At 57.7% G+C, this 14,527-nt stretch carries 14 protein-coding genes; 4 read left to right on the top strand and 10 right to left on the bottom strand.

Annotated elements, in window-relative coordinates; all coding sequences use genetic code 11:
- The first annotated feature begins 50 nt into the window (after positions 1 to 50).
- Both GS632_RS13570 and GS632_RS13565 read left to right on the top strand, forming a co-directional pair.
- Positions 51 to 932 (top strand): tryptophan 2,3-dioxygenase, encoded by an 882-nt coding sequence (locus GS632_RS13570; RefSeq protein ID WP_171722124.1) that lies wholly within the window; start codon positions 51 to 53, stop codon positions 930 to 932.
- Between the two features lie 3 nt (positions 933 to 935).
- Positions 936 to 1,763, top strand: a complete 828-nt coding sequence (locus GS632_RS13565) for an alpha/beta hydrolase (RefSeq protein WP_171722123.1) — start codon at positions 936 to 938, stop codon at positions 1,761 to 1,763.
- Positions 1,764 to 2,054: 291 nt separating this feature from the next.
- Here the strand turns inward: GS632_RS13565 and GS632_RS13560 are convergent, their stop codons facing one another.
- From GS632_RS13560 to GS632_RS13550, 3 genes are read right to left on the bottom strand one after another with little or no spacing between them, the layout of a single operon-like run.
- A complete protein-coding gene (locus GS632_RS13560) occupies positions 2,055 to 2,966 on the bottom strand; it encodes a PhzF family phenazine biosynthesis protein (protein ID WP_171181183.1) in 912 nt (303 codons plus the stop codon).
- Positions 2,967 to 3,021: 55 nt separating this feature from the next.
- A complete protein-coding gene (locus GS632_RS13555; RefSeq protein ID WP_171722122.1) occupies positions 3,022 to 4,002 on the bottom strand; it encodes an alpha/beta fold hydrolase in 981 nt (326 codons plus the stop codon).
- A gap of 58 nt (positions 4,003 to 4,060) precedes the next feature.
- On the bottom strand, positions 4,061 to 4,687 hold the full coding sequence (locus GS632_RS13550; protein ID WP_171722121.1) for a pyridoxamine 5'-phosphate oxidase family protein: 627 nt from the start codon (positions 4,685 to 4,687) through the stop codon (positions 4,061 to 4,063).
- Between the two features lie 118 nt (positions 4,688 to 4,805).
- Between GS632_RS13550 and GS632_RS13545 the strand changes: the two genes are divergently transcribed.
- Positions 4,806 to 5,705 (top strand): LysR substrate-binding domain-containing protein, encoded by a 900-nt coding sequence (locus tag GS632_RS13545; RefSeq protein WP_171722120.1) that lies wholly within the window; start codon positions 4,806 to 4,808, stop codon positions 5,703 to 5,705.
- Between the two features lie 277 nt (positions 5,706 to 5,982).
- Here GS632_RS13545 and infB read toward each other — a convergent pair whose 3' ends face one another.
- The 6 genes from infB to pip form a co-directional block, all read right to left on the bottom strand.
- On the bottom strand, positions 5,983 to 8,457 hold the full coding sequence (gene infB / locus GS632_RS13540; RefSeq protein ID WP_171181173.1) for a translation initiation factor IF-2: 2,475 nt from the start codon (positions 8,455 to 8,457) through the stop codon (positions 5,983 to 5,985).
- 8 nt (positions 8,458 to 8,465) lie between these two features.
- On the bottom strand, positions 8,466 to 9,089 hold the full coding sequence (locus GS632_RS13535) for an RNA-binding protein (RefSeq protein ID WP_171181171.1): 624 nt from the start codon (positions 9,087 to 9,089) through the stop codon (positions 8,466 to 8,468).
- A gap of 22 nt (positions 9,090 to 9,111) precedes the next feature.
- Entirely contained in the window at positions 9,112 to 10,731 is a 1,620-nt protein-coding gene (gene nusA, locus GS632_RS13530) for a transcription termination factor NusA (protein ID WP_171181168.1), read from the bottom strand.
- The gene (gene rimP, locus GS632_RS13525) at positions 10,731 to 11,321 is read right to left on the bottom strand and encodes a ribosome maturation factor RimP (RefSeq protein ID WP_171181146.1); all 591 of its coding nucleotides are present in this window, start codon (positions 11,319 to 11,321) and stop codon (positions 10,731 to 10,733) included. The genes nusA and rimP overlap by 1 nt, the downstream gene beginning before the upstream one ends.
- Positions 11,322 to 11,480: 159 nt before the next feature.
- Complete coding sequence (locus GS632_RS13520) at positions 11,481 to 12,302, bottom strand: ABC transporter substrate-binding protein (RefSeq protein ID WP_171181142.1); 822 nt, start codon at positions 12,300 to 12,302, stop codon at positions 11,481 to 11,483.
- Complete coding sequence (pip, locus tag GS632_RS13515; protein ID WP_171181140.1) at positions 12,299 to 13,276, bottom strand: prolyl aminopeptidase; 978 nt, start codon at positions 13,274 to 13,276, stop codon at positions 12,299 to 12,301. The genes GS632_RS13520 and pip overlap by 4 nt, the downstream gene beginning before the upstream one ends.
- A gap of 48 nt (positions 13,277 to 13,324) precedes the next feature.
- On the opposite strand from pip, the gene ubiG reads away from it, so the two are divergent.
- On the top strand, positions 13,325 to 14,071 hold the full coding sequence (gene ubiG, locus GS632_RS13510; protein WP_171722119.1) for a bifunctional 2-polyprenyl-6-hydroxyphenol methylase/3-demethylubiquinol 3-O-methyltransferase UbiG: 747 nt from the start codon (positions 13,325 to 13,327) through the stop codon (positions 14,069 to 14,071).
- Positions 14,072 to 14,074: 3 nt separating this feature from the next.
- Here the strand turns inward: ubiG and GS632_RS13505 are convergent, their stop codons facing one another.
- Positions 14,075 to 14,515, bottom strand: a complete 441-nt coding sequence (locus tag GS632_RS13505) for a MarR family winged helix-turn-helix transcriptional regulator (RefSeq protein ID WP_170334681.1) — start codon at positions 14,513 to 14,515, stop codon at positions 14,075 to 14,077.
- Positions 14,516 to 14,527: the final 12 nt, after the last annotated feature.

Raw genomic sequence — 14,527 nt, 5'->3', positions numbered from 1 at the left:
CGATTCACCCCCTACACATGGGGGGGGGACGCCGGCGCAGGGAGAAGCACATGAGCGATAAGGATGATCGATTTCTTGAACGCGGGATCGAAGACACTCTGGTCACCGATTTCGCGCAGACCCATCGCAAAAGCTATGGCGATTTCCTGCAGCTCAAGACACTGCTGAACCTGCAAAAGACCTTTCAGGACCCTGCGCAACCAGATGAGATGCTGTTCATCATCATCCATCAGGTCAGCGAGTTGTGGTTGAAGCTGATGCACCACCAACTGGTGGAAGTACGTCATTTCCTGCAACAGGACGAGTTCGGCCCGGCGATGAAGAACCTCGACAGGGTCAAGGCGATCCAGCGACAGTTGATCGCGGCGTGGGAAACCCTGCTGACCATGACGCCCGCCGATTACATGACGTTTCGGCAGGCTCTGGGCAACTCTTCAGGGTTTCAAAGCTATGGGTACCGGCAGATCGAGTTCATACTGGGCAACAAGGACCCCGCGACCCTAAAAGTGCATCAGCATGACCCCGAAGTTATGGCGATGCTGAATCATACGCTGACCAAACCATCTCTGTACGACGAGGTGTTGTTCATGCTGTCCCGCCAGGGCTTTGACGTACCAAAGGAGCTGTTAGACCGCGACTTTGCACAGCCCTATTCCGGTGATCCGCGCGTGGTCAAAATCTGGCTGCAGGTGTTTCGGGATAGGTCGCAGTATTGGGATCTTTATGCACTGGCGGAAAAGCTGATGGACGTGGAATCCCTATTCCAGCGCTGGCGTTTCGATCACGTCACAGCGGTGGAAAGAGTGATCGGCAACCAACCCGGCACCGGCGGCTCCAGTGGCGTGTCGTTTTTGCGCAAGGCCTTGGATTTACGCTTTTTCCATGATCTCTACGACCTACGCACCGAATTGATGTATGCGGATCAGGAGTGAGCAATGCTGTACCGGGGGTTCACACAGGCCGAGTTGGATCAGGAGTATTCGCCCTCGTCAATGATCGGTGGAGACCTCACACCCTATCTGGACAGCTACGCCGCGCTCAGTGCACAGCATCGCGCGCAGATGGAGGTGATCGGGAACATCTCTTACGGTGATGGAACCGCTCAGGTTCTGGATTTCTTTCCCGCAAAAGGTGCTGGTGCTCCGCTGCATGTCTTTATTCATGGGGGCTATTGGCAAGCCCTCAGCCAGCGCGATTCGGCGATGATGGCACCTGCCCTGATCGAGGCTGAACAGTCGTTTGCGACGCTGAACTACACACTCGCCCCGAATGCACGGATCGGAGAGATGGTCGAAGAATGTCGCGACGCTTTGCTCTGGCTGGCAACCAACGCATCTGATCTGGGTTTTGACCCGTCGCGGATCACCTTGTCCGGGCACAGCGCCGGGGCTCAGTTGGTCAGCATGGTAATGGCAAGCTCAGCCAACAAACTGGCGCGCGCGGGGCTGCGTGTGCGCGACGTGATCCTGATCAGCGGAATTTATGATCTTGAACCGATCAGCCTGACGCCGATCAACGACCCCCTGCAATTGACCCCGGTTGAGGTGAACGACCTGTCCCCCACCCGCCACCTGCCCCGCCCCGGCCCGCGCTATCACGTGACCGTGGCCGAACGCGATACGCCCGAGTTCATCCGCCAGAGCCGGGACTATGCCGAACAGCTGCGCAAAGCCGGGCATTCCGTCAGTTTCGATCTGAAACGTGGGATGCACCATTTAGACATCATCATGCATCCGGGGACGTTTTTATCGGTGTCGCGTTAGTCAAGGACATCGGGCGCCCAAAAGATTTGTCCCCTTCGCCGAGAGCCAAATAATCAAACACGAACCGAGGTTTGTACCGGAACTGCAAATGCCAGCCCCAAGCGCAACCCGGCCATTGAAATTTCGTGCTGCCCCCGCGAGCAGCACGAATTGTTGTTCCGAAACGCAAATACTCGTGTCGCATTGCGATGGAAAAGCAGTCCATACGCCAATGGGGTGAACTCATTTCGTAAACTCGTCCTACGCGGAATTGGCCCCAACGAACGTCACACGTGATCAGCTTTTTTGTCGCTAGAAAGCAATTTGAAGCGAGCGCGCGACCTTGCCGTAGCCACCCGCCATGAGGCCCGAGATTGCGCCATCCTCAACCTCCAATTCAACTTTAATTAGGCTCGGGCTTGCAGGGTTCATAAACACTCCTTGCTCGATCTGGAATGAACGCTGAGATGAATCGCCAAAATCGTGCAATACACATGCCAGCGGCCCCGCGGCCATCCCGGTCGCTGCTTCCTCTTCAATCGCGTATCTGGGCGCGAACATGCGAGTCGTGGCATCTCGACTTGTCGCTAAGGGATCGTTTGTGAAGACGTAGTAGCCGATCAAATCCAGCTGCTCACTGATTTGAGTGATTTTGGCATAATCTGGTTTGACATTGGCAAGAGCCCTGGCATTTGAAAGACCAACAACGATGAAGCTATTACCGGTATTGACCAGAAGCGGTGGGAACCTCCGATCAATTTGAGAATTGTCGATCCCGAGTGAGTTCAGAACATCATCGATTTTCACGCCCTTTTTGGCCCACTCTTCAACTCCTGAATAGCGTGGGGCCAATTGCTCCATGTAGGCGGCACCTTCTTTCATAAGGATGCGCCTCGGCCCATCAACCGTCTCCTTGGAAGTATCGGGGTTGGGGATCCGACCTAACGCATCAAGGTGCGAAAAGGCTGCGATTGTCGCGTGACCGCAATGAGCGATGCGTCGGTTCGGTGTGAAGAAATCCAGCTTGAAGCCTTCGGTCTCGGACCGAGAGACAAAGGCCGTTTCGGACAATCCAACCCTTGCTGCAATGTCCTGCATGTCTTGCTCACTCAATTCATCAGCGTCCAAAATGACACCTGCGGGATTTCCTCCGGTGCCACCGTCGACAAAGCCGTGTACGACTTCAACCGTTGCCTGTCTGGCTGTATTTGCCTGCGTGTTCATTGGTCGTCTCCATGCATAAGGCCGCACCCTTGAGCATGGTGCGGCCATTTCTACGTCAGTTGCTGGCGTTGGTGATACGATTCAGAAAAGCAGTCATCTGCGTGGCAATCTCGGGTCCATACTCTTCCAGCGCGAAGTGTCCAGTATCGAGCAGGTGAAACTCAAGATCCTTCAGATCACGTTGATAGGGAAAGGCACCTTCGGCAGGGAAGATGTGATCATTCTTGCCCCACATCAGCAGCGCCGGTGGCTGATGCTTGCGAAACAGCGCCTGCCATTTTGGGTATTCGGCAACGTTGGTGCCGTAATCCAGGAAAAGTTCAAGTTGTACCTCCTGATTGCCTTCGCGGTCGAGCAAGTATTGGACGTGCCAGAAATTGTCCGGGTTAATTAGTTCCGGTTTCTGGACACCGTGGGTGAATTGCCATTTGGTAGCATCCAGAGTGAGGAAACCACGAAGCTGATCGCCATTCTCTTGCGATGGCTCGGCCCAATAGGCTTTGATTGGATCCCAGAATTCGCGCAGCCCTTCCTCATAGGCATTCCCGTTTTGAATAATGAAGCCCGTGACTCGTTCGGGCTGTTCCGCAAACATACGAAAACCAACCGGAGCGCCGTAATCCATCAGATAGACCGCGTAGTGATCCACGCCCTTTCGGTCGAGCAGCGACGTCATCATCTTCGATATATTCGCGAAAGAATACTCGAAATCTTCGACCATCGGCATATCCGATGCCCCGAATCCTGGAAAATCGGGCGCAATCACGTGGTAGCGCTTGGCCAGTTCAGGAATAAGGTTTCGGAACATGTGTGAAGAGGTCGGAAACCCATGAAGCAGCAGGACAGTGGGCCTGTTCGGATCTCCGGCCTCACGATAGGCGATATTGATGCCGCCGATTTGTTCCGTACGGAAACTGATGGCCTGAGTAGCTTCAACTTGGGTCTCTGCGGCGATTGCAGGGGCTGGTGCCAATGGCCCAACGATAGAAAGCGCAAGAATACTGGCGCTCAGGATGGATTTCAGATTGCGCGGCATGGGTATTTCCTTTCGTCATTCTAGGGCGCGCGTCTTAACGCGCGGGGTTTGACACCGGTCAGTTTTGCTGGCCGAGCGCCTCTTCGAGCCTTGCGTTTCGCGCTTTCAGCGCTGCCAGTTCAGTGCGAAACGGGGCCAGATAATCTTCAAATTCTTCAAGGGTCATGCGTTGGGGGATGTGCTGCGGGCAGTTCCAGTCCATCGCCTCAAGCTTGATCACAATCGCCCGCTCAGGATGAGCGCGATAGCCTGGCGCACTCAGGCGCCGCATCAGGGCCGGATCAGTCTCGGCATCAATGAGCATCGCCCGACCCCAGATCTTGAGACGTCTCTGATTGGGGTAATCCATTAGGATCAGCGAGATGCGGTCATTGATCAGCAGGTTGCCTGTACTGAGATACTGCCGGTTGCCCCGAAAATCGGCGTAGGCAAGTGTCCGTTCATCCAACACCTTCAAAAAACCAACTGGTCCACCGCGGAATTGTACGTAAGGCCAGCCGGTTTCCGAGACCGTAGCTTGATAGAAGCCGTCCCTTTGCGCGATGAAGCTGGCCTCAACCGGGCTGATCAGGTCCTCCTGACGGGCACCTGCCAGAAACTTCGCGTAACCGGTCGCTGACCCATTCTTGGCCTGCGTTTCGCGTACGGAGGGCGTGAAACTGATCTCTGCAAAGGGTCGTACCATCGTATTCTCCACCTTGATCTGGGCTATGCCCTGGGACTGAGGTGAAGTTAATCAGAGCTTCTGTGTTGCGGAATTAGGATAATTGGCAATATATTATTCCAAAATATGGAATAATATCTTGGACAGATTTCACGCGCTAAACGTCTTTGTCAAAGTGGCCGAGCTGAAAGGCTTTGCCGCTGCGGCCCGTCACCTCAGAATGTCGCCGCCAACAGTGACCCGAATGGTTTCCATGCTTGAGGAAAGCCTCGGGCTACGTCTTTTTGTGCGCACAACGCGCTCAGTTATGCTGACTGATAGTGGGCAAAGGTTTTTTGAGGATGCCAAACGTATTCTGGCTGATCTTGAAGAGGCCGAGCGCGCTGCAATCGGTTCCTATTCCGAACCCACCGGGGAATTAAGTGTCACTGCATCGGTCTTGTTTGGTCGTATGTTCATTACTCCGCTTTTGGGCGAATTTCTGGATCTGTACCCAAAGCTCTCGGCACGTACCCTCTATGTTGACCGCGTGGTCAATCTGATTGATGAGGGCCTCGACGTCGGTATCAGGATCGGCAACATGGCGGATTCAAGCCTCATGGCTGTCAAATGCGGCGCAGTGAGGCAGGTACTATTTGCGTCGCCGGCATATCTTGACCAACACGGCGAACCGGAAACACCCGAAAACTTATCCAATCGTGCCATAATCAACTCAACTGCGCTCAATCCATCGGCCCAATGGCATTTTCAAACGGGCAGAAAGACAACTGTCAAACGCGTGAGCCCGCGCATCAGCATGAATACAAATGATGCTGTGATCGAGTTGGCCTTGCGAGGCCATGGCATCGGGCGGCTTCTGTCTTATCAGGTGGCACCCTACATAGCAGATGGGCGGCTCAAGACTGTGTTAAAGCCTTATGAACCGCCCGAGGTTCCCATCCATCTTGTGCATCAAGAGGGCCGAACCGTGTCTGCGAAAGTGCGCGCCTTTGTGGATTTTGCCGCCGAGTGCCTCAAGTCCAACCCCCTACTTGGCTAAACGGGATCCCGGTTTGAGAGCGCGACCAACTAAAAGGCGAACTCGTACTATTCAGCCGCTGCTGCACCCGAAGATGTCCATACATTTGGAACAAAGGCACCATCCAACGCAGTGTTGAGAGGAAATGCAGTTGCCGCGAATGCGTCAGGATGCTGCGTCAGAAAAGGTGCGGAATCCAAGATTGGTTTTGCCCACGCGGCAGATGTTGAAACCCAACAAGAACCAACAAAAAAGCGGCCCAAGGGGGCCGCTTTCTCTAATTTCGCTTTGAACCGGATCAATCCAGTGTCCGGGTGACCTCTTCGCGCTCGAAGATTTCGATAACGTCTCCTTGGCGAATATCGTCGTAGTTCTCGAACGCCATACCGCATTCCTGACCCGACTGAACCTCGGCCACTTCGTCCTTGAAGCGTTTGAGCGTCTTCAGCGTGCCCTCGTGGATCACCACGTTGTCGCGCAGCAGGCGGACACCTGCCGAACGACGGGCAACACCTTCGGTGACCAGACAGCCGGCAACTTTGCCGACGCCGGTGACCTTGAAGACTTCGCGGATCTCGGCATAGCCGATGAACTTCTCGCGGATCTCGGCGCTCAGCAGGCCGGATGCAGCTGCTTTCACGTCGTCCACAAGGTCATAGATCACCGAGTAATAGCGGATCTCAACACCCTTCTGGTTCGCGGTGTTCCGGGCCGATGCGTTGGCACGAACGTTGAAGCCCATGACTGGCGCGCCTGATGCTTCGGCCAGGCCGACGTCGGTCTCGGTGATCGCGCCCACGCCCGAATGCAGCACGCGCACGCGCACTTCGTCGTTGCCGATTTTTTCCATCGCCTGAACGATAGCTTCGGCAGACCCCTGCACGTCAGCTTTGACGAGGATCGGCAGCTCGGCCACGTTCTCGTCTTCTTTCGCCTTTTGCATCAGCTGTTCAAGGGTCGTTGCGGCACCAGCGGCGGCGCGTTTGTCCTTGGCAGCTTGTTCGCGATAAGCGGCGATTTCGCGGGCTTGTGCTTCGGTCTCGGTCACGTTCAAAACGTCACCGGCTTCGGGCGTGCCGTTCAAGCCCAGAACCTCGACAGGAACCGATGGGCCAGCTTCTTTGACGCGGTCACCCTTGTCGTTGATCAGCGCGCGGACCTTACCGTATTGCTCACCCACAACGAAGATGTCGCCCTGGCGCAACGTGCCGTTCTGAACCAGAACGGTGGCCACAGGACCACGACCAACATCCAGCTGCGCCTCGATCACAGCACCTTGGGCGGCGCGGTCGGGGTTGGCTTTCAGTTCCAGAATTTCGGCTTGCAGCGCAATGGCTTCCAGCAGCTCGTCCAGACCCTGACCGGTGATCGCGGACACTTCGACGTCCTGAACCTCACCCGACATTTTCTCGACGATCACTTCGTGTTGCAGCAGATCGGTGCGCACCTTGTCCGGGTTTGCGTCCGGCTTGTCGACCTTGTTGATCGCCACGATCATGGGCACTTCTGCCGCTTTGGCGTGGTTGATCGCCTCGATCGTCTGCGGCATCACTGCGTCGTCAGCCGCAACAACCAGAACCACGATATCCGTGACCTGAGCACCGCGCGAACGCATCGACGTAAACGCTGCGTGGCCCGGTGTATCCAGGAAGGTCAGCGTGGTGCCGCCCTCGGTTTTCACCTGATAGGCGCCGATATGCTGGGTAATGCCACCGGCCTCGCCCGCCACAACACGCGCATCGCGGATTGCATCCAACAGCGAGGTTTTACCGTGGTCAACGTGACCCATGATGGTGATGACCGGCGGGCGCGGCTTCAGATCTTCATCGCTGTCTTCGACCTCTTTGATGACGTCTTCAACATCCGAGTCAGAAACACGCGTGACCTTGTGGCCAAATTCTTCGATGATCAGTTCAGCCGTGTCAGCGTCGATGGTCTGGTTCTGTGTGACCATCATGCCCATCTGCATCAGCGATTTGACAACGTCAGCCACACGTTCGGCCATACGGTTGGCCAGTTCCGAGACCATGATGGCCTCGGGCAGCTGCACGTCACGGATCACCTTTTCCCGCTCGACCGTGCCGCCCATGGCTTTCTGACGCGCACGCTCTTGCTTGCGTTTCATCGCAGCCATCGAGCGTTGGCGGTTGCCTTCGCCACCAGTGGCCTGACCCAGTGTCAGCTTGCCAGAACGGCGATTATCTTCACGACCTTTGCCGCGACCGCGCTGCTCGCGTTCACGATCCTGTTTACGCGGAGTCGCAGCAGGCGCAGGTTTGCTGGTCGGAGCGCGTGCCGCTTTCGGCTCTTCCGGCGCGGGCGCTGCAGCAGCACGTTTGGCAGCTTCTTCCGCCTCTTTGCGCTTGCGCTCTTCTTCTTCCGCCTTCTGGCGTGCACGCTCTTCGGCTTCGCGCTGTTCGCGCTCCTTGGCTTCCTGTTCCGCACGGCGGCGGGCGCGCTCTTCTTCGCGCGCCTTTTCAGCGGCCTCACGGGCGGCGGCCTCTTCAGCCTCGCGCGCCTTGGCTGCTTGCAGCGCCTTCATGCGGCGCGCCATTTCCGCGTCGGATATACCCGCCGGGCGACGCGACGGATCACCCGAAGGTGCAGCACCGCCACTTGGCTTTGCCGCGCCCGGCTTGGGGACCACCACGCGCTTGCGTTTGGTTTCCACCACGACATTCTTGGTGCGTCCGTGGCTGAAACTCTGTTTCACATTTCCGGGGCGTGCCCCGCCACGAAGACCCAATGTCTTTTTGCCGTCATTATCGCTCATAAAGCTTCTTACCCTTCCGCGCGGCCCCTGCCGCCGTCATCCGTTTCGCGCAAGCCACGCAAGCGCTGCGCTTCCTCTACAACACGTTTGGCGAGTCCGCCAGAGGCCATGGCAGCATGAATCACCGTTTGGCGTCCAAATGCCTGCCCTAATTCGTCCGCAGTCAGCCAACCAATGTATTTTCCGAAGTGCGGCGTGCTGAGTTTGGACTTGCCGCGCCCCGATCCATCAATGGCCTGAAGCAGCACCTGCGCTTCTTCTCGGTCCAGCCACGTCTTGACCTTTTCATAACCGGCAACCGCGTCACCAGACTTGCGCGCCAGACTGAGCAACTCAACCACGCGGCGCGCGATCTGTTTTTCAACTTCGTCGCTCAGATCGCTCGGCACAGAAACCTGCGCCTTGAACCCGCGCGCAAACAGCTTTTTGCCAACGGCCTTGTCCAGTGCGGCGCGATCTGCCGCCACATAGACCCCACGCCCCGGCAGCTTTGCCGCAACATCGGGATAAACCTGACCGTCCGGTCCCGTCACAAAGCGGATCAGACCGTATTTCGGCTGAACCTCGCCCGTGGCAATGCACTTGCGTTCGGGTCCGTCAGACCGATCTTTATGGACGCCACCGCGACCCATACGCGCCACCCGAGGCCTGAGATCAGGCCTCGACCTCCTCGTCTTCTCCGTCGCCGTCGACATCCTCTTCCGCCTGCTCCAACTCGGCCGGATCAACCCAACCCAACAGGATGCGCGCGGTCATGACCATGTCCTGTGCCTCTTCCAGCGTCACGCCGAAAGGTTCAAGTACACCGTCATCCTTGATGCGTTCGCCATCAACCGTGGTCCAGCCACCGGCCAGTTCCCAGTCCGCGCAGGTTGCGAAATCTTCCAAAGTCTTCACATCGTCCTTGGCCAGCGCTTCTACCATCTGGGGTGTCAGACCCTCGAATTCAATAAGGCTGTCCTCAGCGCCCAGCGCACGGGCTGCGTCCAGTGCTGCCTTGGCCTGCGCTTCCAGGAATTCACGTGCACGGGTTTGCAGTTCCTGTGCCGTGCCTTCATCAACGCCGTCAATGACCAGCAGTTCTTCGATTTCGACATAGGCAACCTCTTCGAGGTTAGTAAAGCCTTCGGACACCAGCAACTGAGCGAAGAACTCGTCCAGATCCAGCGTTTCCATGAACAATTGGGTGCGGGCTTCGAATTCTTTCTGACGACGCGCCGATTCCTCGGCTTCTGTCATGATGTCGATGTCCAGATTCGTCAGCTGGCTGGCCAGACGTACGTTTTGACCACGGCGGCCGATGGCCAGCGAAAGCTGTTCCTCGGGGACCACAACTTCGATCTTGCCGGCTTCTTCGTCCAGAACCACCTTGGAGACCTCGGCGGGCTGCAGCGCGTTCACCAGGAAGGTCGGTTGATCTTCGTTCCACGGAATGATGTCGATCTTTTCGCCCTGCAATTCGTTCACAACCGCCTGTACGCGGCTGCCGCGCATACCGACGCAAGCACCGACGGGGTCAATCGAACCGTCATACGAAATCACGGCGATCTTCGCGCGCGAGCCGGGGTCACGGGCCACGGCCTTGACCTCGATGATGCCGTCATAGATTTCCGGCACTTCCATCTTGAACAGTTCCGCCATGAATTCTGGCGCGGTGCGCGACAGGAAGATCTGGTGGCCACGAACCTCACGACGCACTTCCTTGATATACGCACGAACGCGGTCATTTGGGCGATAGCTTTCGCGACCGATCTTGTCATTGCGGCGCAGAACAGCCTCGGCACCGCCCAGATCGACGATGACATTGCCGAATTCCTCGCGCTTGACTGCACCGTTGATGATGGTGCCCGCACGATCCTTGAACTCTTCGTACTGACGATCACGTTCCGCTTCGCGGACTTTTTGCAGGATCACCTGTTTCGCGGACTGCGCTGCGATACGGCCCATTTCCACGGGGGGCACTTCTTCGACGAAGACGTCACCAACCTCGGGCGCTTCCATGTACTGGCGCGCCTGTTCGACAGTCATTTCCGCCTGATAGTTCTCAAGCTCTTCATCCTCGACCACGGTGCGCACACGAGTAAAGGTCGCCTTGCCGGTCTTACGGTCGATGGACACGCGAATGTCCATTTCCGCGCCGTAACGGCTCTTGGCGGCACGGGCGAGCGATTCCTCCATCGCTTCGACAACCAGACCGGGGTCGATCATCTTTTCGCGGGCCACGGCCTCGGCGGTCTGCAGCAGCTCCAGCTGGTTGGCTGAGGTGATTGCCATCAGTTCGTCTCCTCTTCGGACCCTTCGGTCTCAATCTCGTCGAAAGCGTTTTCGTTCAGGGCGCCGGCGTCCTTGCGCTGGCGCAGCATTTCCTTGATCAGATCATCGGTCAGGACCAGCTTGGCGTCGCTCAACCAGTCGAATTGCAGACCGATGGTGATCGTCTCATCTCCCTCGGGGATGTTGATCAGAACCTCATCCCCTTCGATCCCGGCCAATTCACCTTTGAAGCGGCGGCGACCGTCGATCAGCTCGGCCGTTTCGATCTTGGCCTCATAGCCTTCAAACGTCTCAAAATCCTTGAGGCGCGTGAGAGGGCGGTCGATACCGGGACTGGACACTTCCAGCGTATAGGCATCAAGGATCGGGTCTTCGACATCCAGCGTGGCGCTGACCGCGTTCGAAATCTCGGCACAGTCGTCCACTTCGATGCCGCCGTCGGGCTTGTCCGCCATGATCTGCAGCGTGGTCTGCTTACCGCTCATCAGGCGGATACGCACGAGTTCGTACCCCAGATCCTCGATCACGGGGGCGATGATCTCGGCCAGTCGCCGGTCAATGGCAGCTTTGGCTATCAAGTCGTTTGTCATCAGGTGCTCTACCCTTTAATCGGGCACAAAAAAACGGGCGCGCGGCCCGTCGAATTTTCCGGTGGAGCCTTGAACCAGAAGTCCAACGCGCCGCTGTTGAAACTGCATATACGCAGGATGGTCCGAGTCTGCAACCCCCGGCGGGATTCGCAGCCGAATTTACGCCATCCACCACCGTTCTGCGATACGGCCGTCGTCTAAAACCGAAGGTCCTGCAATATGGCGCGGCATTCCGACAGCACCAGCTACAGCAAGGGCCATGTCCGCTTCGGACGGGTGAAACCGAAGACCGCGGACACCCTGCATTTCCGCCTTATCCGGCAGAGCCGCCACATCGACATAACCATCGCGCAGCGCTTCGGCCCGAACCCCCGCGTCCGGAATTACGATAACCTCGATGGCATCGACCCATCCGGCCTGACCATCCTTGTAATGCCCCACCACACGGCGACCGAGGAAATGTCGCCCGTCTTCGGCCCGTTCGACGCGGTAACAGCCAGTGCCGTTGGCGGCATGTAATGGCGACACAGTTTGACCCGATCGTTTGACGACAAACCGGCTGTCTGCCAACATAAAGGGCAGACCCGGATTGGCCTGAGCCAGTTCCAAGTGCACGCGATTGGGGGCCATGGCTTCGGCGCGACCAACTTCCGCCAGAACGGCCAGAACGTCCGTAATTTCCAACGGTGTACCATCGTGGAAAACCGCATCATCACGCAGATCAAAGGTCCAGACCCGTGCGTCGGCGTCGGTCTGCCACCCTGTTGCAAGCTCACCCCGCAGCGTTCCGTCGGGCGCGATCTCGGTCAAAGAGTCGAAAACAGCCCCGCGTGCAACTTGTTCAAGGCTGTCGTCGCGCGGTACGGCCAGACGCAACGTGCCGCCTTTCTTCGGCGTGTCCGCCAAGGACGCACCGGTCGCCGCCAAAAGCGCGGCAGCGGCACCTGACGCAAACAAGGCACGGCGGTCAATCCGGGTCATGCCACACCCTCCGCCACGCGATCCATGATGCGCACAAGCTCGGCGCTGATGCCGGGTTCAGACAACGCATGGCCCGCCTGCCGCACCATCTTCAACTCGGCATTGGGCCAGCGTTCAGCCAGATTCCATGCGGCCTGAGGCGGGCAGATCATGTCGTACCGCCCCTGAACGATATGTCCGGGAATATCGGCGATCCGATCCATCTGATCCAGAATCTGCCCATCCCTCTCCAGAAACGCCTTGTTGATGAAATAGTGATTCTCGAGCCGCGCAAAGGTGCGGGCGTATTCACCCGGACTTTCGCCCACCGATCCGTTGGTATGGATCGAGGCCAGCGCATTTTCCCAATGCGACCAGGCGCGTGCATACAGGATCTCGGTCGCGCGATCGCCCGAGAACAGGCGCTTATTATAAGCAGCAATTGTATCGTCCAGCTCACCCTCGGGCAGCAGAGCGGTGAATTTTTGCCAGTGCTCGGGCCAGAACCGTCCGGCCCCACCGCCGTAGAACCAGTCCAACTCGGCCTGCGTGGCCAGAAACACACCGCGCAGCACCAGACGGCTGACCCGATCAGAATGCGTCTGCGCATAGATCAGAGCCAGCGTCGCCCCCCAGCTGCCGCCAAAAACGATCCACTCATCAATTTCGAACAGTTCGCGCAGCCGTTCGATATCAGCGACAAGATGCCACGTCGTGTTGTTTTCGACCGATGCTGTGGGCCGCGACCGACCACATCCGCGTTGATCAAACAGAATCACCCTGTACGCACGCGGATCAAAATAGCGCCGCATAGCAGGGCTGCAGCCGCCCCCTGGGCCTCCGTGAAGGATAACAACCGGTATCCCATCGGGATTGCCGCATTGTTCCACATAGATACGGTGCCCATCGCCCATATCGACCATGCGCTGATCGAACGGGTCGATCGGCGGGTACAGATATTGAACTGCGCGCTTTTGGTCCGGGTACTTGTCCATTATGGCCCTATATAGTCCTTAAGCGTAAAAGAGCATACGGAGACAGGAATGCAAGCGCATCCGAACACTGTGGACCCGTCCGAGATCGCAAAATTCGAGGCGATGGCGGCGGAATGGTGGGATCCCCACGGGAAATTCAAACCTCTGCACATGCTGAATCCGTGCCGTCTGGATTATATCACACAGCAGATCGCAGGTGAGTTTGACCGTGATCTGACCGCGCAAAACCCGTTCGAGGGTTTGCGCCTGCTGGATATCGGCTGCGGTGGTGGGTTGCTCAGTGAACCGATGGCGCGCTTGGGCGCGGCGGTCGTGGGTGCCGACGCCGCCGAACGCAATCTTCCTGTCGCTCGCATCCATGCGGAACAATCGGGCTTGGAGATTGACTATCGCCACACCACTGCCGAGGACATGGCAGCCGCTGGTGAGCAGTTCGACGTCGTGCTGAACATGGAAGTGGTTGAACACGTGGCCGACCCGCAAAGCTTCCTGACCGCCACGCAACACTTGCTGAAACCCGGTGGGCTGCAGATTTGTTCCACCATAAACCGTAATCCGAAATCATATGCGATGGCGATCTTCGGGGCCGAGGTGGTCATGCGCTGGTTGCCGCGCGGCACGCATGAGTGGAACAAGTTCATCACACCTGACGAACTGTTCGAGCTACTGCGCCAGGCCGGGCTGGACCCGGTGGATCGCAAGGGGTTTGTGTTTAACCCGATCTTGTGGAGCTGGTCGATCTCGGATCGGGATCTGAGCGTGAATTATGTGACAGCGAGTGTAAAGCCGGGGTGAATCCTACTCCCCTTCCAACTGCAACCGTAAATCCCGAAGTACGGGCAGCGTGCTGCGGACCCGCTCAAGCCCCAGCTCTCCGACCACGCGGTTGATCAGCGGGGCAATCGACGAAATCGCCTGATCCCGTGCCCGCCGACCGGCGGGGCTGATCGCCACCATCTTGCGGCGGGCGTCGTCCCAGTCGGGGCGGATGTGGATGTATCCGGCCCATTCCAGCTTGGCCAAGGTGTTGGTCATCGCGCCGCGCGTGACGTGGAAGGTGCTGGCCAGTTGCGCCGGGGTCCGCTCATCCCCAACAAAGACCAGATGGTTCAGCACCGAGAAATGCGAGATTTCCATGCCCTTGGGCAGCACCCGGCTCAGCCGGTTGCGCAACAATTGGTCTGCAGTCAGAATCTCGCTAAACAGCGTGACCGCCAGGGCATTTTTTTCGTCCGTCATAAGTCCGGTTCT

The sequence above is a fragment of the Ruegeria sp. HKCCD7296 genome, assembly GCF_013110775.1.
GTDB lineage: Bacteria > Pseudomonadota > Alphaproteobacteria > Rhodobacterales > Rhodobacteraceae > Ruegeria.
This window is presented reverse-complemented; position numbering and strand designations above follow the sequence as displayed.